This is a genomic window from Floridaenema evergladense BLCC-F167 (genome assembly GCF_041929205.2).
In the GTDB taxonomy this organism is placed as follows: Bacteria; Cyanobacteriota; Cyanobacteriia; order Cyanobacteriales; family Aerosakkonemataceae; genus Floridanema; species Floridanema evergladense.
Window position 1 is genome coordinate 6415199 of sequence record NZ_CM171625.1, and the last position, 20922, is coordinate 6436120.

Here is a 20922-nt window from a genome sequence, read left to right on the forward strand (position 1 = left end):
GGGTAATCGATCGGACATTATATGATTGAAGTCACTACAAAGAACTAAAAAAAAGACGGTTATCCCGTCTTCACTACTTTTAAAACCAAGTTCTACTGTAAAATAACTTCAGCATGAGAACTCTAATTTCCTGATTTAGATTTCAAAGCCAACAAAATTTCCATTTGACTAGTTGATGAATCTGGCTGATTCCCAGAGATCCCAATACCCCGAATTGAATTCAGAAAAGCACTAGCTTCAGGAGAGATCGTACTTTGGGGATTACCAGCTAAATTGCGATTTACCAAAGCCATTGTTTTGTCCATATCCAAGTAAAAATATCCCGCATTTGGCTTAGATAAGCTGTTAGTAACCGCCTTAAATGATGGGCTATTTTCCAAAGATTGCGAATTATTAGCCATCGCATCAACAACCGAACCACCTGTAGCAATAAACAGTGATTCTCCATCTAACCAACCATAACCTAACCAGGCTGGTTGTCCAGGATTTGCCCATTCGGTAATATTTTTGCCCTGAATATTTCTTTGGGTAACATTAACTGCATTGGTCTTGGCTACTTCACTGATTTTTGCTAGGGTGTTTTCGGCAGTTTTGCGATCGCTAGTTTTTAAAACCACAGCCCCACCAAAACCTAACGGTGCTAAAATTCCTTGGTTAGCCGAAACCGCCCCTACAGCAAATTCCCCATCCATCCAACTAAAAATATCTTTCTCCAAATCCAGATTCAGATTAGTCTTAACTTGTTCTCGCATTTGGTCAACTTGTTGTTGAAATGCTGGATTAGTTTTTGTTTCCTTAACAAATGCTGACCAACCACGATTAATTCCGTAACCGCTAATCAAAGCTACAGTATCCAACGGAAATTGAGCAATTACTTTCCCAGGAGTAGGTTTGTATTCCACCAAATTTAAAGCCGGATCGATTTTAGCAACAGCCTTCATCCTAATTCCAGAATTATCAATTCCTACCCCAGCCACCAAAGCCTTAATCAATTTCAATTGATTCAAAGTTGTAGGAGGCAATGGATTAACATTAGGATTACCAGCAATTAATTGCTGCATTAAACTACCATAATTAGGTACATAAATTTGCACCACCGGATTTTCAACATCTACTCCCTTTGTCAGCATTGAACTTACACCTTCTTGACTAGCAAAAGAAGGTTCGCCTTTAGAAGTATCGATCGCCAATTCTACAGATTTTTTGTTCTCTGCAACTACCAAACGATCGCCTAAAATAGCCGTATAAATTTTCCCGTTTTTACCTGTAGACTCAAAGACTTTCACTCCCTTATAGTCGCTTTCGACAACTTTTTCCTTTGATTTATTGAGTTTATTGGCAAAATTAAACAAGCTAATTTTGTCCTTTGTACCCACAACAAATAGTACATTTGGTGTATTAACAGCTGGAGGTGTTGGAGGTGTTGGGGGTGTCGGAGATGTACTTGTAGGCAACACCGCAAACATGACACTACCCAACCAAGGCTTCACATCTTTGTCATAATCTATTGTTGACTCCTGAAACATTTCCTGGTTCAAATCAGCCAGACTTTTACCAATTAATTGTTGCGCTTGTGGAGTACCAAACTGTTGTAATTTTGCCCAACTTTTTGTATCTGGAGAAACAAAACCTACTATCAAAGCTTCATCCGGGACAATCTTCGCACTAGCCAGAGGACTAACATCACTGAAAGTACCTCTTAAATAAAGATAACCAAGAGTCGCGCCACCTAAGATAACGGCAGCAGCACCAATCCCTACTGGAACTAGCCAATTTGATTTTTTTGCAGGCATTTTTAGTTTGATTTAGATAGTTATTACTAAGTTAAAAAATTGGCTCTCATCTGAGAGCATCTCTAGACTTACTAATTTTCTACCAAATCCTTCAACCTGAAAATAAGTTATTCCAGAAGGCATTACTCAGATCTGGGCAGCAGGGGAGGTAGAACCTCTTAGATCTCGTTACCAGGTTGAACCTGGTAACGAAAAATGTCCGTCCTTGGAACCTCTCTGCCTCCTACAACTTGGCAGTTTCCAAAACTTGAGGGTCTTGGAACAACGGTGTACTTAAGTAACGTTCGCCAAAACTTGGTTGTATCATCACAATTAAACGACCTGCATTTTCTTCCCGCTTGCCAATTTTAATAGCTGCTGCTAAAGCTGCACCAGAAGAAATTCCAGAAAGCAAACCTTCTTCCCTTGCCAAACGACGACTAAAATACATCGCTTCATCATCTGCAACTGGAATTACTTCGTCAATTAATTCCACTCGCAAAACTTCGGGAACGAACCCCGCACCAATACCTTGAATTTTGTGAGGACCAGCTTTTCCTCCTGAAAGCACTGGACTATTTACAGGTTCAACTGCGATCGCTTTAAAACTCGGTTTCCTCTGCTTAATTACTTCTGCTACTCCGGTTAAAGTACCACCAGTACCCACACCAGCAATTAAAAAATCTACTTCTCTATCTGTGTCAGCCCAAATTTCTTCGGCTGTGGTTTCTCGGTGAACTTTGGGATTAGCTGGATTGCGGAATTGTTGCAACATATAACCATTAGGAATGCTGGCAGCAATTTCTTCAGCACGTTTAATTGCTCCCCGCATTCCTTCCATGCCTGGAGTTAATTCTAATGTGGCACCATAAGCTTTGAGCATATTGCGTCTTTCGGTGCTCATTGTCTCTGGCATGGTGAGAATTAATTCGTAACCTTTGGCAGCTGCTACCATTGCTAAAGCGATGCCTGTGTTACCAGAAGTGGGCTCAACTAAAACGGTTTTTCCTGGCTCAATTAATCCCGCTTCTTCTGCTACTTGAATCATACTTGCGCCGATGCGGTCTTTCACAGAAGCAGCTGGATTCATCCCTTCCAATTTGACAACAATTCGCGCTAAACTTCCTTCTGATTGAGGAATTCTATTTAATTCAACTAGCGGAGTGCGTCCAATCAATTCCGTGACATTACGAGCAATTCGCATTTTTTACTCCTTAACGCGCTTGAGAGGTTGACTTTTGGCTTTCATCTCAGTGGTTAGAGAAGTCCTGTCAGGTATGCCGCTCCTTGCTCGTAATTGCTACCTGGTTCTAAAAGAGCTAATCAAGCGTTTCGCACCTAACTGGACAGTTTTATCTCTTCCAAAGTATGACTTACCATTATACTACGGTTAGCCGATTGGATTATTGTACTTGTTGCAACAAAAATCTACTTTTCGATAATTTTAGCTTTTTTAAGTAATTAAATCAGTATAAATTCTTAAGTACCATCCACCCACTTGCGGTTTTTACCTACTTAATGAACATTCTTAAGTAAATATTCCTAAGTGAAAACCACTAGAACATTTTCAGTGAAAATAAGTAGGAAGTAATGCTTTAAAATTCATGAATTTTTATATTAAATTTTGTTAATGAGCAATTTTTAGTCTATATAGAAATATTAATTTAGTTGAGAAATTAATAAATTTATTTGCAGTTGCAAAGTGAATTTTTGCATTAAATTCAAAGTCTCGATCGCGAGCTAAAAAAACATGGGAAAAGTTGAGAATTCTCTAAATCTAAATACACCCGCAGAAAAATCTGATGGGCTAGTAGAAAAAGAACGCAAAACAGGGCAAGTTTACTTTATCAGACATGGCGAGAGTACTAGCAACGAACGCAATATTTTTGCGGGGGTGCTGGATGTTGGATTGACGGCATTTGGTAAGTTGCAAGCACGTCGGGCGGGACTGGATATTAAAAAAAGAGGCATCAAATTTGATGCTGTATATGTTTCGCACATGAGAAGGGCGCGGCAAACTTGTCAAATAGCAGTTGATGTGAGTCAATCGCTTAAGTCACCCGATATTCCGATTAATATCGATCACCGCATTGGTGAGAAATCTTTTGGGATTTTTGCCGGGAGAAATCTAAATTTATTGCGTCTTGCTCTGGGCTATGAAGGCTTCGAGGAAATGTTACATTCCCATAACGAAGCACCTCCGGCTGGAGAAAAAATAGACCAAGTTTATGCCAGGGCTGCTAGTTTTTACCGGGAAAAAGTTGTTCCTCATTTGGAACGAGGCGAAGATGTTCTGGTAGTGTGCCATCAATATGTATTGGAGCCTTTAGCGCTTTATTTAAGTGGCTTACCACCAACGGCTTATAAACATTTGAAATTGCCAAATGGTAAGGCTCTTAGTAAGGAAGAATTGACTAAGTTCCGTGATAAAGAGTCTAGTGCTAGTGCAGAGTTACGGAAAAAGTTCAACGATCTTTCGATTATGTGGGCGATTCTGCTCTATGCTGTGTCATTTTTAGTTGGCAGTTTGGCGAGAGCTTTTAGTGCTTCTGATTATCAACTGCTTCCGCCAGTTTTTACTTGGTTAATTGTTGCTTGTTTGGCAGTTTCAACTTTTTACACTTACTTAGATATTGACTTTGCTGGGACTAGGGGTAAAGTAACTCCTACTGTTAAGTGGATAGTCAATGGTTGGATGATAGTTCGATGGGCGATCGGACTATTTTTAATATTTTCGGGAATTTTGTATCAAAGTCCGGCAGACTTATACAAAATTTTGTGGGTGCTATTTTGGATGGTGCCACCAGCTTTGACTTCGCCAGTTTTATCAGTACTTTGGGGCGGTAATCTTTATCCCTCTGCGGTGCTGTCTCGGTTATTATCAATAGTTGCTCCTTTAGCGCTTCTAGGGACTTTTGCTATTGCACCTTTACCAATTAAAGTTGACAGTTTGAACTTTTTTTTTGTCATCTTAATTGTAGGTTTAGCAATTCCCGCTGCGATCGCACAATATTGGCGAGGGAAATCTCCTGTAGAATCAAACCACCACAGTAAAAACTGGAAATTTATCGGGGTTTTAGCTGTGGCAATTATGGCTTTATTTACAGGTTTTCAGTTTACCCCACATACTATTATTTCCGACTTATTTACTTCAGCTGCGCCTGAGCGATCGCTAGCCTGTTTACAACAACTAGCATTAGCAGTATTAGTCTTTGTCTTCATGCGTCTGTTTGCTACCTTAACTTATGTATTTTCCAACGGAAAAATCATCAAAGCAGAAGCACAAGACGCTTACATTCTATTAGTCAATCCCAACTTTTTCCTCTGGGCTGCACTATTCATGAGCGCAGTTAGCGTAGTTCCTAACCCAGACACTCTAAGATATGCCGCTTTTTGGGCAGCATTAGGTTTCTTCTGCATCCCATTAATTGAGCAAATTTTGTTCATGAATTTCTTTAGCAATGACATATTGCGAGAAACATTGCAATCCTCAAGAATGGCATCAGAAGATATCAGAAAACTGTTCCTAGAATTGGATAAAGATGGCAGTAAATCACTGGATAAAGACGAGATTTTAGAACTGCTCGGAATGATTGAAGATGTAACAGTAGGCGAACGTAGCCCCGAAGAAGTCAGAAGACACATCACTGATTATCTGTTCAACATTCTCGACAGCGACAAAAATGGCACAGTTGACTTACAAGAGTTAGAAGATTACGTATCAGTGTATGGGTTAGTTGCCAACCTTAACGCTGCTACTTAATCCGGTTTTTTTGATTGAACAAAGAGAGGTTAGCACAAATTTTCGCTGACCTCTCTTACCTATTGTTAATTTAAGGAGTTAAAAAATCATGGACATTACAGAAGCTACCAAAAACTTAAACAGCAAAGTTCAACAGCTAAAATCTAAATTCACCGATCCTGTTTCTACTACTTTTATTGAGTTTTACTGTCAATGTAAAGAAGGATGCGATTACTTATTTCCTCCCGCAGTTAAGGAATCGATACGCTTATTAGATATAGTTCAATGGTTTTTTGATTGTATTGAAAAAGAAGCTCCGACCACTTTAGTTGAATTAATGTGGAAAGATATTGTTGGGCCAACTTTAGGAGAATATCAAGCAGATGAAGCAGTAGAACAAAAACTTTTGCAAGCTTTCCAAAATGGGACATTAAAAAACCATATCCAAGATTGGGATATGGTCAGAACAAGTAGTGGTAGTGTTAACCTAATTTTACGAGGATTACTAACAGAAATTAGCCGTTTAGAAAGCGAACAAAAGAAGACTTCATCTAGTAGCTAATTAATGCAGTGAGGCAGAAGTAACTATAAGGTTAAAACCAGTGAAAAAGCTTCTGCCTTCTACATATTCAGATTAGTTTTCTACAGTAACTTGTTGCGGGGTGATCGCCGCAGGGAAATTGTGGTTTTTGCCATTTAATTCGTTCATTTCAACTCCGATTTCAATTGCTTTCGGGATAGCAGCGAGTTCAATTCCTTCTTCGTTGAACCGTTTTTGAATTAGGCGAATAATATCTGCGTAGGTATCCCAAAAATCATCTTTCTTCGTCCATCCACCAGCAAACAGGCTGATATAGTACTCTTCAATCTGCCACACAAAAGTACTGGGAGCAGGATTGGTGAGAACTTTGGGGTGAGATTTGAAGGTGTCTATAAGTAGTTGCTCTACCTTTTTGAGGTCTTCGTCAAAGGCGACGCGGAACGAGAGCATGATTTTGCGGTTTTTATCGTGGCTTAAGTTTTCGATCGTATCATTCCAAATATTATTGTTAGGAATAGTAAATATCTGACCGCTAAAGCCTTTGATTTTGGTGTTGGCTAAGGTAATAGCTTCCACCCATCCCCAGAGTTCACCTACTTTTATTTCGTCGCCCACATCAAAGGGTTTGTAAGCCATGATCATTAAACCGCTGGCTAAGTTACCAAGGTTGCTTTGCAGCGCGAATGCTAGAACAAAACTTACACCCCCAACTAAGGCTAAAACTGGGCCAAGGCTGACTTCCAGCGCTGTTAAAGCTAACAGGAAACCGACTACAACTCCGCCACGCTTGACGAGCATGACGATAAATTGGCGCATAATTGCTGATGTACCGCCAAATCGGGAAAGTATTTGATTGAGTAGTGCGCCCAGGATTTGAGAAACTACGATCGAAGCCAGAATTATCCCAGTAAACTTGCCGAAATTACCAGCCCAGCGCAAACCTCCTTCGCTAGATTGTGCCCAGCTGATCAGCCGTAAGCCCAGCCCTTCAGTGTCTTTGGTATCCACTTCGACGGTGCTAACTGCTTTAATGTACTGGCGATAGGACTTAACATCGCCACCTTTTTTTTCGAGTTCGTCTAAGACTGCGTTAAGGCGATCGATAATTGCAGTTTGCTGTCCTTGAAGTTCAGTTACAGTGGTAACGAGTTGATTTTTCGCTTCCGACTCAGCATCGGCACTCTTTTCCAGTTGTTGCGTCGTTCGTTCTACCTCTTGTTTCTTTTCTTGCAACTTCTGTTCGTTGTTAACTACTCCTGGTACACCCGCAACTTTCTCCTCTGGATTGTTTTTAATTTCAGTTTTTTCCAACGTCGCTGTAGCATTGTTTAAATTCTGGGATGACTGTTCAGTTTTGTCGCCTTTACTAGCCCCTAATTCTTGGAGTAGTTTCTTCAGGGCTTCATCCGCTTTGTCTAGCTGTTCGGTAGCTTTTTTATATTCTGGTGAATCAGGTTTCGCGCCTTTTTGTGCTTCTTGGGCATCCTCTACTTTTTTAATTGCAGCTTCTAGTTTTTCGATTTTTTTAGTTGCATCTTGATAAGCTAAAGTGCCTGCTGTTAATTTATCTCGATCGGCTTTTGTGCGATCGAGTGTTTGTTTAGCTGTGTCTAAGTTACCTGTTTTTTTAGCTTTTTCTAATGCCTCTTGTGCTGTTTCGTCTTTTTTTAATTCAGCCTTAGTTGTTTGGGCTTCATCAACAGCTTTTTGGGCTTTTTTTAAGTTTTCTTGGGCTTCTTCTACCTTTTTTGTTGCTTCTTGATATTGCGGCGAACCAACGGTAGCACCTTGTTGAATTTTTTGGGCTTCTTCCAGAGCTTTTTTAGCTGTTGCTAGGGCTTCGGCACCTTCTTTTTGTTTGGCAATAGCTAAATTCTGACGTTTAATTGTAACTTCAGCTTCGCTGATTTCTTTGGCTTTATCTTGCAGTGCTTGCATCCAAGCCGCTGCTTCGTTTTGCAGTTCATCTAATGTCAGCGGCTTGACGAGTAGTTTCAGTTCATCAACTGGAATATCAAGCTGTTTGATGGTTGTTGCTGCTTTGGGATCTGGTGGTTTTGCTGATTTTGCTGGTTCCACCTTTTCCGTTTTAGCATCTGGTGCTGGTTCCTGCTGTTCCTGCGATCGCACAGGTGCAACCGAAACTGTGAAAACACCAATCACTCCTACCAGGATAATCGCTCGAACTCTGTAACGCCACATTTATCACATCCCTCCGTTCAGTATTTTTACTAATCACTTATTTTTAGGATACCCATTAGTTCGCTTCAAAATTTATATTATTTTGAGGTAAATAATTTATTTTTGTAACTTTTGATAGATGAAATGAATATTTATTCTCGTGCTATTCCGGTTACACCCATAAACTCAAAGGTTAAAAAAGGCAATTACGTTTCTGCTTTTTAGACTAAACAAGATTCCAAGGTTAGTAGTATTTATGACGAAAAATCTACAAAGTAACTCTAAGTATGGAGAAATTTGTCCAAAAACTAGCTATTTTCAGGAAAAAATGGGGTTATTGACTTAGTTATCGTCAAAAACCCCGTTCTTTGGAAATTTTGTATTGATTGAACTAAAATTCTGACAACTGACTTTGCAGCGAACTTAAATTAAGCAGTTGGTTTGGGTAATTTAGCGACATTTTCGGCGTAGATGTTTACTGCCAAATTATCATCTTCGCGGTTGGTTAGCGATCGCCTAACCTCACCCAAAATCAACGGTTGAGAAACTCCCGCTTCGGGATGAATCATTGTTCTAGCACGAATCACTAAACTATCACTACCACCCAATCTGCCATAAGAAAACAAATCTGCTGCGGCTTGACGCAAAGTTGCATCTAATTCAGACTGAGTGATTGTGGGGGGAACTGCGATCGAAGCCAAAGTTGCCCCATTATCAAACACAACCGAATAGCGAATCGCACCCGGAATAGTAGTATGAGTAAACAACCCCAAACCCAAAGCAAATAAACCACCAGTTAACACACCCATAAACCCAGTAGCACCAACAAATCGAAAGCGAAAACCCCACTTAAAAACAAAAGCTATTAAAGTCAACGCCGCACAACCTAAAGTTAGAATTCCCGCCCACTTACCAGCAATTAAAAAATCAGTTGTTGTTAACATAAACCCCCTTGAGATTTTCGATTTTCGATTCTAGATTTCTGTTTAATTAAGCTTCCTCTTTCTCATTGCTGATAAAGCCATTTGACTCAGCATTATCAGCTGATTGCAACGCCGCTTTTAAAGCGTGCCAAGTCAGATTAGCACATTTAATTCGTACAGGGAATTGGGCAACCCCTTGCATAACATTTAACTTTCGCAACTCCTTGGGAAACTCCGCCTCGCCTTTCATCATTTGTTGGAAACGTTCCACCATTTCCAAAGCTTCCTTAACAGTTTTTCCCTTTAAAGCTTCCGCCATTAAATCAGCGGAAGCCATCGAAATTGCACAACCTTCCCCCTCAAATTTGGCATCTACAATTGTGTCGCCAGCATCACTTAGCTGCAACGTCAATTCGATCGTATCGCCACAGGAAGGATTATGCCCTTTTTGATATCGATGCACTGGATTAGTTTTACCCTTGTGCCTGGGTGTTTTATATCGTTCTAGAATTACCTGTTGATACAGGTCACGCAGATTGCCCAAAGTCATAATTCGACTGATATTATGTTGTTTATCTTCCTATTTGATTGTAACGGTAATCAAACCTTTCAATTGTTAAATTGGTAAATCAGCACGCGGGTTAAAGGTTTCAATTTGGCGAATTTTTTCATAAAGTTCTCTTTCCCTAGCACTAATTTCTTTTGGAATCACTATTTGAATTTCCAACAATTGATCTCCCCGACTGCCATCTTCCATCAGATAACCTTTATTAGCAAGGCGCAATCTTTGACCTGATTTTACACCAGGAGGAATATTCATTTTTACCCTTCCGTCCAAAGTTGGCACTTGTACTGGTGCGCCTAAAACTGCTTCACTGGGAGTAATGGGCAATTGGCAAACAATATCTGCACCTTCCAACTTATAAAATGAATGGGGTGTAACAGTAATTTTCAGGTAAAGATCGCCACCACCAATGCCTTGACCTTTCAAACGAATGCGTTGGTCTGTTACCATTCCAGGGGGCATATTTACTTCTAAACTGCGCCCATCTTCCAAGCGAATTCTTTCTACTCCCCCAGTGTAAGCTCTTTCTAAAGGCAAAGTTAATCGGGCTTCAATATCTTTGCGAGTTGAACGAGAAGGGACGGTATAACTAACTTTAGTATTTCCGGGACGAAATTCATCATCTGTGACTCGATCGCGGGAATTCACATCATCTTCTGTCGCTACCCGGACTTTTTTGTTACTGCGTCCTAGTAGTTCATCGATGAATTGACCAAACTCGGTAAACTGGCTGTAATAGTCATCATCTTTATCATCACGATTACCATTAAACCAACTTTTGCTACCACGAGTCGATCGACCCCCGGCAAATCCTCTTTGCTTCCAATAGCGACTAAATTGGTCATATTCTGCACGTTTATCGATATCAGAAAGTACTTCGTAAGCTTCACCAATATCTTTAAATTTTTCTTCCGCTTCTTTGTTTCCCGGATTTAGATCGGGATGATATTGTCTAGCTAATCTCCGGTAGACTTTCTTGATTTCTTCTGCTGATGCTTCTCTGGGAACACCCAGAATTTCGTAATAGTTTCTAAAGTTTTCCATAGTTAATTGTCATTGGTTATTTATCATTTGTCATTGGTTATTTGTCATTTATCATTGGTCAATTGTTATTTGTTTTTTGTCGATCGCCATTGACCAATGACAGGTGACTATTTACTATGACAAATTAGAACCAATCATCATCGTCATCTTCATCCCAATCTTGTTTTTGAGATTGTTGGCTTCTTCGACCTGTTCCAATACCATCAGAAGTATTGCGACGATTAGACCCGGTATCATAGTATGAGCGATCGTCACGAATTGTATTACGGCGATCGTCATAACGCCGATCGTCATAATCTCGATTATTATTCCCGTAGTACGATCGATCTCTATCTCTAAAATCGAAGTCGTCATCGTCATCATTTCCAGAGAAAGCGCGACGAATCGATCCGAATAAATCGTCTTCTTCTTCGCTATAACGCAGACGCACTTCCCGATTCATTTCATAGAGAATATCCTGCAAATCTGCTTGACTTCTATCAATTCCTGCATCATCATTTTTAGCTAAATAATCGCGCAATTCGCGAACTAAACTTTCGATGCGGTAACGATATTCATTAGCAAACTGCATTCCCAAATCTATACTTACTTCTCGCAGTTGTCTTTCTGCTTGAGTCGCTAAAGATTCTGCACGATTTCGCTTTTCAATTCTTTCTCTTTGCAAGCGATCGACTTCCGCATATTCCTCCGCTTCGTGAATCATTTGTAGCACTTCACTTTCACTTAAAGTCGAAGCTTCTTGAATCGTGACAGTTTGTTCTCGACCTGTGCTTCTATCTAATGCTGTAACTTGCAAAATTCCGTTAGCATCAATGTCAAAAGCAACTTGAATTTGAGGAATTCCTCTGGGCGCAGGTGGAATTCCTAACAACTTAAATCGACCCAAAGATTTATTATCTTTTGCCATTTCCCGTTCCCCTTGGAGAACGTGAACTTCTACCATTGTTTGGTTGTTTTCTCCAGTAGAAAAGGTATCGGATCTTCTAACTGGAATTGTCGTATTGCGAGGAATTAATTTTTTCATTACGCCGCCGATCGTTTCCAGTCCCAAAGATAGCGGAGTCACATCTAATAACAGGATATCTTTAAATTCTCCTGCCAAAATTCCCGCTTGAATTGCAGCACCAACAGCAACAACTTCATCAGGATTGATGTTTTGATTGGGGTCGCGATCGATAATACTTTCCACCAAATCTTGCACCATTGGCATTCGCGTTCCGCCGCCAACAAGTACCACTTCATCGATATCTTCAGGCAACAGATTAGCATCAGCCAAAGCTCTTTTTACAGGTCTACGGAGACGACTAACTAAATCGGTACATAAACCTTCAAATTGCGATCGCGTCAACCGAGTTTCTAAATGTACAGGGCCATTTTCCGTTGCCGCAATAAATGGTAAATTGATCTCAGTAACGCTAACGCCAGAAAGTTCAATTTTTGCCTTTTCTGCTGCTTCCATTAATCTTTGCAGAGATTGGCGATCGCGTCTTAAATCAATCCCTTCCTGTTCCAAGAATTCTTCCGCCAACCAATCAACAATCTTACTATCAAAATCATTCCCCCCCAACTGAGTATCACCGCTAGTCGCCTTAACCTCAAAAACCCCATCACCAACTTCTAAAATCGACACATCAAAAGTGCCACCACCCAAATCAAACACCAAAATAGTTTGATTTTCCCGCTTATCTAAACCATAAGCCAAAGCCGCAGCCGTAGGCTCATTCAGAATGCGCTTAACTTCTAAACCCGCAATTCTCCCCGCATCTCTTGTCGCTTGCCGTTGCGAATCGTTAAAATATGCCGGAACCGTAATTACCGCCCCTGTAACTGGCTGTCCTAAGTAACGACTGGCTTCATCCGCCAACTTTTTAAGCACCATTGCCGAAACTTCCTCTGGCGCAAAATCCTTACTCAGACGGGGACACTTAATCTTAATATTTCCCATCTCATCCTTGCGAATAGTATAAGGCACTCGCTTCGACTCTGGGCTAGTTTCCGCATACTTACGCCCGATAAACCGCTTCACCCCATAAAACGTATTTTGCGGGTTAAGCACAGCTTGTCGCCGCGCCATTTGCCCTACCAGACGTTCCCCGTCCTTGTTAAAGCCAACTACAGAGGGAGTAGTCCGCATTCCTTCGGCATTGGCAATTACCAAGGGTTTGCCACCCTCCATCACAGCTACCACTGAGTTTGTTGTACCCAAGTCAATGCCGACTACCTTTCCCATGCGTTAATGTTCTCCTCGCCTCTATTAAATAATGTTGAGAACTATTGCTGAAATTATTCTATCTCGACAACGGCAGATACATCGGGGAAAGGCTGAGGCGGACAAAAGTTTTGTAGGGGCGCACTCATGTGTGGGCTCCTTTAGCGATCGCTATATGATTTTCACATCTAGGCGCAGCATCTCGCGATGATTGACCACGATCGTTTATTCAAAGAACTACTAACAACCTTCTTTTTCGAGTTCATCGAGTTATTTTTCCCCGAAGTAGCAACATATCTGGAACGTGACTCGCTGACTTTTCTGGATAAAGAGATTTTCACCGATGTTACCGCAGGGGAACAATACGAAGCCGACTTAGTGGCAAAAGTCAGATTTCGAGGTGAAGAATCATTTTTCTTGATTCATACCGAACACCAATCAGAAGCAAGAGGCGACTTCAGCAAAAGAATGTTTCGCTACTTTGCCCGATTGTACGAAAAACACGCTTTGCCAATTTATCCCATTGCCCTATTTTCCTACGACGTACCCCAACGCCCAGAAACAACCTTTCATCGAGTTGATTTCCCCGATTTTCGGGTATTGGAATTTAATTATCGAGTAATTCAGCTAAATCGCCTCAACTGGCGAGATTTTCTGCGTTACCAAAATCCGGTAGCTAGTGCATTAATGGCAAAAATGAAAATAGCACCAAAAGATCGTCGGCGCGTGAAATTTGAATGTTTGTGCTTGATGGCTACCTTACGGTTAGATAAAGCACGAATGAAGCTGATTTCCGGGTTTATTGACACTTATCTACGTCTGACAGCTGAAGAGGAACGGCTTCTCCAAGCTGAAATTAATACAATTGAACCATCTACAAGGGAGGTAGTTATGGAGATTGTTACCAGTTGGGAACTACGAGGAATAGAGCAAGGACTAGAACAAGGACGACAGCGAGAAGCATCATTAATTCTACGCCTGCTTAACCGTCGTGTTGGTGGCGTTGCTCCTGATTTAGAGGCAAAAATTCGCAGTTTATCTGTTGAGAAATTGGAAGATTTAGGTGAGGCGTTGTTAGATTTTTCGGAAGTTGCTGATTTGGTTGATTGGTTGGATAGAGAGGTAACGCTGTAATCGAAAATTTATTTAAGGGTGGGCAATATCCACCCTGATTCTTTTCTTTATTAATTGCATTTTTGGGGATTTGGGAAATGCGATCGCCAATCCCGTACTACCACCAATTATCACCATCCCCAACCATCTAAAATAATCAACAGATACTCCCTAATTTCTCAAACAATTCTATCTATGTCACTCAAAGAATTAGAACCAAAACTCCTGGCATTAACACCCGTCGAAAAAGCCCAAGCAATTCAACTATTAGCCCAAAGTCTAAGTAACACTTGGCAAGGCATTGAAAAGACTCCTGGTGTGTGTGGCGGTGATGCCACAATTGCTGGAACTCGCATTCCCATTTGGTCGCTGATTAATTATCGCCGTTTGGGTGCAAGTGATGCCCGAATCTTACAAGATTTTCCGCATTTGAGTGCAGCAGACTTGGTGAATGCTTGGAATTATGCTCAAGCACATACAGAAGAAATTGAAGCAGCAATTCAAAGAAATGAGGAAGATTGAAAAATGGCAAGTCTTTATGCTGATGAAAACTTTCCATTGCCAATTGTAGAATTATTACGTTCTTTTGGTCACGATGTTTTAACAGCTAGGGACGCAGGACAATCTGGATTACGTATTCCTGATGAGGAAGTATTAGCTTTTGCTATTAGCAATCAACGGGCAGTTTTAACCCGAAACTGGACTGATTTTATTCGACTACATCGCTTACAACCTGAACACACAGGGATTATTATCTGCAAAGAAGACTTAGATACGGAAAGACAGGCTACAAGAATTAATGAAGCTATTTCTAATGAAGAAGATTTGAGAGGTAAATTGATTCGCGTGATTCGTCCACCTAGATGAAACTTAAGCGATATCAAAATGTTTGTCTAATTTCCATTAATACAGGAGTAATCGAGCTAATGGAAGAACTAATCACTCTGAAAAAACTACTACACCAAGGCAATATAGCAGAAGCTTTGTTAATCGTAGAAGAACTCGAAGAAATGAGCAAATCTGATAAATTAAACAAAATATTTAGTTATGGCATCATTTTATTATTGCACCTGATTAAACAAGCGGCAGAGAATCGCACTACTAGGTCTTGGAATTTGTCAATTCGTAATTCAGTTACGCAAATTCAACGCACCAATCGCCGCCACAAAGCTAAAGGAACTTACCTAACTGAAGATGAATTAAAAGAAACTTTACAAGAAGCTTACGATTTAGCTTTGGAAAAAGCAGCGTTAGAGGCTTTTGAAGGACAATATCAAACAGAAGAATTAGGCAATTTAGTTAATCAAAAAGAAATAATTAAACAAGCAATGGATTTGATAATTGAAAAGGCTAATTAATTAGATAAAAAATCCTAGTGCCCAGTCCCCAGTCCCCGATCGCCACAATTTTTGCCAAATGTAACGGACTGTAAAGTATAATGAGAGCGATAAAGACGCAAGCAAAATTAAGGGTAAAACTATAGGAATGCGAGTTGCGATCGCTGGAGCAGGTCTAGCAGGACTGTCCTGCGCTAAATATCTCACAGATGTCGGTCACACCCCGATCGTCCTAGAAAGCCGAGACGTACTAGGAGGATTAGTGGCTGCATGGAAAGACAAAGACGGCGACTGGTACGAAACTGGATTACACGCTTTCTTTGGAGCCTATCCCAATATGCTTCAACTGTTCAAGGAATTGGACATCGAAGATCGGCTGCAATGGAAAGAACATACACTAATTTTCAATCAACCAGAAAAACCTGGAACATATTCCCGTTTTGATGTTCCCGATATCCCCGCACCCTTCAATGTGATTCTGTCCATTCTGCGGAACAACGATATGCTGACTTGGGAGCAGAAAATTCGCTTTGCCATTGGACTACTTCCGGCTGTAGTTCGGGGACAAAAGTACGTCGAGGAAATGGATAAATACTCGCTTTTGGAATGGCTGAGAAGACAAGGTGTTGACGAAAAAGTAAACACTGATATCTTTATCGCGGCTTGCAAAGCTCTCACCTTCATTAATCCTGATGAAGTTTCCGCTACCATTCCATTAACGGCGCTTAATCGCTTCCTACAAGAGCGCTACGGCTCGAAAATCGCCTTTTTGGATGGATCTCCTACCGAACGGCTGTGTCAGCCTCTAGCGGACTATATTACCCAACGTGGGGGCGAAATTCGGGTTAACTCGCCGCTTAAGGAAATTGTCCTCAACGGAGATGGTACAGTTAAACATTTTGTGATTCGCGGACTCAACGGCGCACCTGATGAAATTTTGACCGCTGATGTTTATGTTTCTGCGATGTCGGTGGATGTGGTAAAAGTGTTGTTACCTAAACCTTGGCAAGAAATGGAATTTTTCCAAAAGCTGGAAGGTTTAGAAGGTGTGCCTGTAATTAATTTACATTTGTGGTTCGATCGCAAACTCACAGACATCGATCAACTGCTATTTTCCCGTTCCGATTTACTCAGCGTCTACGCTGACATGAGTAACACCTGCCGGGAATACGCAAATCCCGATCGCTCGATGCTAGAACTTGTTTTAGCACCTGCAAAAGATTGGATCGATCGCTCCGAAGCAGACATCGTAGCCGCAACAATGACAGAGTTGAAAAAACTCTTCCCCCACCACTTTGATAGTGATAAGCCAGCCAAATTGCTGAAATATCACATTGTAAAAACGCCTCGCTCAGTCTACAAGGCAATTCCAGGTCGTCAACAGCACCGTCCTTCCCAAACTACACCTATTAGTAATTTTTATCTTGCAGGTAGTTACACCATGCAACGTTATTTAGGCAGTATGGAAGGTGCAACACTTTCTGGTAAGCTGACAGCGCAGGCGATCGCTGAAGCACACCCGCAAACAGCAAAAAAGGTAAAAACAACCCCAATCACCTCCCAGCCTGCGACCAATGCTGCAACTGTCTAAATATCCTCGCATGAGAACGCTGGCCTCTTTGGAGCAATCCTACGAACTCTGTCGTCAAATTACAGCTAAATACGCTAAGACATTTTATTTAGGCGCATTACTAATGCCGGAGGCCAAGCGTCGGGCAATTTGGGCTATTTATGCTTGGTGCCGTCGGACAGATGAACTCGTAGACGGCCCCCAATCAGTTAATACTACCGACGAAACTCTCGATCGCTGGGAACAAAAGCTAGAATCAGTCTTTGCTGGCGTTCCCCAAGACGATCAAGATGTGGCTTTAGTTGATACCCTGCAACGTTACCCGATGGACATTCAACCATTTCGGGATATGATTGCAGGTCAACGAATGGACTTATACCGCAGTCGATATCAGACTTTTGAAGAACTCAATCTCTACTGTTATCGGGTCGCTGGTACAGTTGGGTTAATGTCTACGGCTGTCATTGGTGTTGATACTACGAATTACACTGCTCCTTGGAACAAAGATCGGGAAGTTTATATTCCTACAGAAGAAGCGATCGCATTAGGAATAGCCAACCAATTAACTAACATTCTCCGCGATGTTGGAGAAGATGCCCGTCGGGGACGCATCTACCTACCCTTAGAAGAATTAGCTTTGTTTAATTACACCGAAGCTGATTTATTGAATGGCGTAGTTGACGATCGTTGGCGAGAATTAATGCGTTTCCAAATTCAACGGGCACGCAAGTATTTTGTATTAGCAGAAAAGGGCATTCGTGCCCTCAGTGCTGATTCTCGTTGGCCTATTTGGGCAGCTTTGATGCTATATCAAAGAATCTTAAATGCGATCGAACGGAATAACTACGATGTTTTCCGGCAAAGAGCTTATGTTTCTAATCCCACAAAGCTACTATGTTTGCCGATCGCCGGGATACGCTCAAAAGTCCTCTAAAAGTCAATGCTCAACCAGTTAATTTGGTTGAGCTTATATTTGCTATTTTACCGACACAAATACACCAATAACTAGAAGGTTCGTTGTCAGCACTTCAGTGCTTCCATTCAGAGAATGCACGACTAAAGTCGTTACAACAAACGATACTGAAAATTACTGAGCAGCTTCGCCTTTTTTCAAAGCTTTTTCTACTAATTCATCATCAACATTGCCCACACTTTTAGCCGCAGGATTAACGTCTCTAGCCATATCTAAATAATCACTTGGATTGCCTGTAGCTTCTGCTTTAGGCGCACTTTCTTCGGGTTTTGGCACTTCAAAATTAGGTGCTGTCGCCTTTGCTGCTGCTTGGGCACCTTCGCCAGTGCGATCGATTTCACTCACACTAAAAGCCTTCGCTGCTTCATAATCAGCTTCCGTATCTACAGCAGGCATTTGCTCAGTACCAGTCAGCATATTTTCCGCAGCTAATTGAGCATCATGAGTAGGCGCTTGGTTAGGTTGAGGAGTTACTTTTTCAGACATAATATTTGCGGTTCCTGTTTTCTAGACTTCCACACCAAGCATAAAAGACCTATCCTTGCTATTCTGACTCTCTTGCGATAGATCCCAAATCCACCTTTTGAGAGAAAATTATTCGCTCTCTAACTATGTCTAAAACTCTATCTATAGCCAGGGGATTTTCTGCTATCAACCCTGTTATTCCTAGAATTTGAACTACTCAAATTTATGAAAGGAAATCTATGGTTTTAGGTCAAAACACTATCAAGTCTCAAGCGCTATCAGAAGAATCTCTAAAAGTCGTTGATGCTTTTAACGCGCTAAACACAGACGAAAAGTTAGCCCTACTCTATTATGTATACAAGAAAATGGGCGACTCAGTTACTCCAGCAGCCCCCACTGCAACCGATCCAGAATTAGCACCTAAGCTTTTAGGGGATTTCTATGAATTAGATAACGATCGCCAATTAGCAATTATGCGCGAAATCGTGAATCGGGAAGACACAGAATATTCTCGTGCTTACGGTACCTTAAAACAAAACAATCAGCTGATGGTTTGGTTTGCTTGGGCGCAAGCAATGGGCGATACAGTGGTAGATATGCCAGCAGATTACCAAGCAACTCAAGCTATTAATGACGCTTTAGGACAAATCGAAAAACTGGATTTTGAAGGGCAAATTTCCGTTTTACGTACAGTTGCCGAAGACATGGGCTATACAGACATTCAGCCCATTCCCACCCAAGCAGAAACAGGCAAAACTCCTAGTCTTTAGGGACTGGGGAGTTGAAGAAGATGGGGGGGTGGGGAGGTAGGGGGATGGGGGGAGTTGAAGAAGATGGGGGGTGGGGAGGTAGGGGGATAGGGGGAGTTTCTAGATCTAGATCTCTCCCCATCTCCCCATCTCCCCATCTCCCCATCTCCCCATCTCCCCATCTCCCCATCTCCCCTAAAGTCCAGGAAGCTCGAGTCCACTAGTCAAGTCTTCCATCCGTTCGCGCATGGTATCGGTTGATTTTTTGTAGGCATCTTTCATTGCCTCAGTAACGATCGCAGACAGAGTTTCTGCGCCTTGAGCCACAGCTTCCGGTGAAATTTCCACCCGCTTTGGTTCCTGATTACCATTGAGAACAACCTTGACTAAACCATTCTGAGATTGTCCCTCAATCTCCATTTGCTCTAACTCTTCTTGCAGCCTCTTTGCGCCTTCTTGAACTTGCTGCGCTTTCTTAAAAGCCTCGGCTAATTCCTTCATTTTGCCTAAGCCGAAGCCAAATCCTTGTCCCTTTTGCTGTGACATAACCTTATTTATCTGTTTATACGTAACTAATTCTGGCACAGGCTAGGAGTATCGAACGAAGAAAATTAAAGGAACGGGCAACAGGGTATTTTGGAGGAGGTTTAGACTACACCCATGACTATTTCTGGGGAACCAATCACCTTGTCACCTTGTCTCCCCATCTTTTTCCTCCTCTTCCCTGTTACCTTAGCGCCCCAATAATCTGCTGTCATATTGAACCTGTTAGCGAAGCTAAAAGTCTAAATAGGCTGAAACTCACCTAAAATTTTCACTTCTGGTTGTAACGATAAAGACCAATGACGCTCTACTTGCTGTTGTACATATTGAATCAATTGGAAAATATCGTTTGCTGTAGCTCCTCCGCAGTTAAGGATAAAGTTAGCATGACGTTCAGCGACTGTTGCACCGCCAATTCGATAACCTTTCAAGCCAGTTTGTTCGATCAACCAACCAGCTTTGTGGGGAGTTGGGTTGCGGAAGACGCTACCGCAGCTAGGTTTGTTATAGGGTTGGGTAGTATGACGCTGTTTCAGGTGTTGAGCAGTGGTGGCAATAACTGTAGCAGGATTGTTACCTGGTTTCAATTGAAAGGTAGCTTGTGTCACCAACCGTTTGTCTCCTTGTAGCAGGGAGGTACGATAACTGTAACCTAGTTTTTCTGGGGTGAGAATTTCTAGAGAGCCGTTGGGGGAGAGTACATGAGCATTATCCAAAATATCTGCCGTACAACTATTGTGAGCGCCTGCGTTCATGACTACCGCACCACCGACTGTACCCGGAATACCTACAGCCCATTCTAGTCCTGACCAGCCCAATTCAGCGGCTCTCCAGGCGAGACGGACTAGGGGTTCGCCTGCTGCTGCTGTTACTTGTCCGGTTTCTTGGTCGAAATAAGCGTAGCGGAGGTGGCGAGTGCAGATGACTAAACCGAACAAACCGCGATCGCTAATCAGTAAATTCGAGCCTGCTCCTAAAAGAGTAACGGGTAAATCCTGTTTTAATGCCCATTCAAAGCTGGCTTCTAATTCATTTAAATGCTTAGGTGCAACCAACCATTCAGCTGGTCCACCTACCCGAAACGAAGTAAAGTTAGCTAAAGAAACTTGAGACTTTACTAAACACTCCGTACCAGGCAAACAAATTTTTTCTGTTTTCATGTTGTCTATTTTCAGCCGCTGACCCTGGAATCTAG

The 20922-nt window shown here is 41.7% G+C and carries 20 protein-coding genes; 9 read left to right on the forward strand and 11 right to left on the reverse strand.

Annotation, left to right across the window (positions count from 1 at the left end):
- Positions 1-122: 122 nt before the first annotated feature.
- Positions 123-1793 (reverse strand): DUF3352 domain-containing protein, encoded by a 1671-nt coding sequence (locus ACE1CA_RS30560; protein WP_413276486.1) that lies wholly within the window; start codon positions 1791-1793, stop codon positions 123-125.
- A gap of 223 nt (positions 1794-2016) precedes the next feature.
- On the reverse strand, positions 2017-2976 hold the full coding sequence (gene cysK, locus ACE1CA_RS30565; protein ID WP_413276487.1) for a cysteine synthase A: 960 nt from the start codon (positions 2974-2976) through the stop codon (positions 2017-2019).
- Between the two features lie 546 nt (positions 2977-3522).
- Here cysK and ACE1CA_RS30570 point away from each other — a divergent pair.
- Both ACE1CA_RS30570 and ACE1CA_RS30575 read left to right on the forward strand, forming a co-directional pair.
- Positions 3523-5535 (forward strand): histidine phosphatase family protein, encoded by a 2013-nt coding sequence (locus ACE1CA_RS30570; RefSeq protein WP_413276488.1) that lies wholly within the window; start codon positions 3523-3525, stop codon positions 5533-5535.
- Positions 5536-5623: 88 nt separating this feature from the next.
- Positions 5624-6076 carry a hypothetical protein gene (locus tag ACE1CA_RS30575; RefSeq protein WP_413276489.1) on the forward strand — a complete coding sequence of 151 codons (453 nt, stop codon included), beginning with the start codon at positions 5624-5626 and terminating at the stop codon, positions 6074-6076.
- A gap of 72 nt (positions 6077-6148) precedes the next feature.
- Here ACE1CA_RS30575 and ACE1CA_RS30580 read toward each other — a convergent pair whose 3' ends face one another.
- The 5 genes from ACE1CA_RS30580 to dnaK all read right to left on the reverse strand — a co-directional run bounded on the left by ACE1CA_RS30580 (position 6149) and on the right by dnaK (position 12998).
- Complete coding sequence (locus ACE1CA_RS30580) at positions 6149-8257, reverse strand: mechanosensitive ion channel family protein (protein WP_413276490.1); 2109 nt, start codon at positions 8255-8257, stop codon at positions 6149-6151.
- A 407-nt stretch (positions 8258-8664) separates the two neighbouring features.
- On the reverse strand, positions 8665-9180 hold the full coding sequence (locus ACE1CA_RS30585) for a Ycf51 family protein (RefSeq protein WP_413276491.1): 516 nt from the start codon (positions 9178-9180) through the stop codon (positions 8665-8667).
- A 46-nt stretch (positions 9181-9226) separates the two neighbouring features.
- Positions 9227-9709 carry a Fe-S cluster assembly sulfur transfer protein SufU gene (sufU, locus tag ACE1CA_RS30590; RefSeq protein WP_413276492.1) on the reverse strand — a complete coding sequence of 161 codons (483 nt, stop codon included), beginning with the start codon at positions 9707-9709 and terminating at the stop codon, positions 9227-9229.
- 66 nt (positions 9710-9775) lie between these two features.
- On the reverse strand, positions 9776-10768 hold the full coding sequence (locus tag ACE1CA_RS30595; RefSeq protein WP_413276493.1) for a DnaJ C-terminal domain-containing protein: 993 nt from the start codon (positions 10766-10768) through the stop codon (positions 9776-9778).
- A 124-nt stretch (positions 10769-10892) separates the two neighbouring features.
- Positions 10893-12998: a molecular chaperone DnaK gene (gene dnaK / locus ACE1CA_RS30600; protein WP_413276494.1), complete on the reverse strand. Its 2106-nt coding sequence runs from the start codon at positions 12996-12998 to the stop codon at positions 10893-10895.
- Between the two features lie 186 nt (positions 12999-13184).
- On the opposite strand from dnaK, the gene ACE1CA_RS30605 reads away from it, so the two are divergent.
- The 6 genes from ACE1CA_RS30605 to crtB all read left to right on the forward strand — a co-directional run bounded on the left by ACE1CA_RS30605 (position 13185) and on the right by crtB (position 17931).
- A complete protein-coding gene (locus tag ACE1CA_RS30605) occupies positions 13185-14111 on the forward strand; it encodes a DUF4351 domain-containing protein (RefSeq protein ID WP_413276495.1) in 927 nt (308 codons plus the stop codon).
- Positions 14112-14285: 174 nt separating this feature from the next.
- Complete coding sequence (locus ACE1CA_RS30610) at positions 14286-14612, forward strand: DUF433 domain-containing protein (protein WP_413276496.1); 327 nt, start codon at positions 14286-14288, stop codon at positions 14610-14612.
- 3 nt (positions 14613-14615) lie between these two features.
- Complete coding sequence (locus tag ACE1CA_RS30615; RefSeq protein ID WP_413276497.1) at positions 14616-14957, forward strand: DUF5615 family PIN-like protein; 342 nt, start codon at positions 14616-14618, stop codon at positions 14955-14957.
- A gap of 59 nt (positions 14958-15016) precedes the next feature.
- Positions 15017-15448: a DUF29 family protein gene (locus tag ACE1CA_RS30620; RefSeq protein WP_413276498.1), complete on the forward strand. Its 432-nt coding sequence runs from the start codon at positions 15017-15019 to the stop codon at positions 15446-15448.
- A gap of 127 nt (positions 15449-15575) precedes the next feature.
- A complete protein-coding gene (pds, locus tag ACE1CA_RS30625; RefSeq protein WP_413276499.1) occupies positions 15576-17018 on the forward strand; it encodes a 15-cis-phytoene desaturase in 1443 nt (480 codons plus the stop codon).
- Complete coding sequence (gene crtB, locus ACE1CA_RS30630; protein ID WP_413276500.1) at positions 17002-17931, forward strand: 15-cis-phytoene synthase CrtB; 930 nt, start codon at positions 17002-17004, stop codon at positions 17929-17931. Before pds ends, crtB begins: the two co-directional genes overlap by 17 nt.
- 153 nt (positions 17932-18084) lie before the next feature.
- Here the strand turns inward: crtB and ACE1CA_RS30635 are convergent, their stop codons facing one another.
- Positions 18085-18456: a hypothetical protein gene (locus ACE1CA_RS30635; RefSeq protein ID WP_413276501.1), complete on the reverse strand. Its 372-nt coding sequence runs from the start codon at positions 18454-18456 to the stop codon at positions 18085-18087.
- Positions 18457-18674: 218 nt separating this feature from the next.
- On the opposite strand from ACE1CA_RS30635, the gene ACE1CA_RS30640 reads away from it, so the two are divergent.
- Complete coding sequence (locus tag ACE1CA_RS30640; protein WP_413276502.1) at positions 18675-19205, forward strand: orange carotenoid protein N-terminal domain-containing protein; 531 nt, start codon at positions 18675-18677, stop codon at positions 19203-19205.
- On the opposite strand, the gene ACE1CA_RS30645 is transcribed toward ACE1CA_RS30640, so the two are convergent.
- The 3 genes from ACE1CA_RS30645 to murB all read right to left on the reverse strand — a co-directional run bounded on the left by ACE1CA_RS30645 (position 19195) and on the right by murB (position 20887).
- Entirely contained in the window at positions 19195-19374 is a 180-nt protein-coding gene (locus ACE1CA_RS30645) for a hypothetical protein (protein ID WP_486517593.1), read from the reverse strand. The two genes, ACE1CA_RS30640 and ACE1CA_RS30645, sit on opposite strands and share 11 nt — an antisense overlap.
- Positions 19375-19379: 5 nt before the next feature.
- The gene (locus tag ACE1CA_RS30650) at positions 19380-19730 is read right to left on the reverse strand and encodes a YbaB/EbfC family nucleoid-associated protein (RefSeq protein WP_413276503.1); all 351 of its coding nucleotides are present in this window, start codon (positions 19728-19730) and stop codon (positions 19380-19382) included.
- Between the two features lie 239 nt (positions 19731-19969).
- On the reverse strand, positions 19970-20887 hold the full coding sequence (murB, locus tag ACE1CA_RS30655; protein ID WP_413276504.1) for a UDP-N-acetylmuramate dehydrogenase: 918 nt from the start codon (positions 20885-20887) through the stop codon (positions 19970-19972).
- Positions 20888-20922 lie beyond the last annotated feature (35 nt).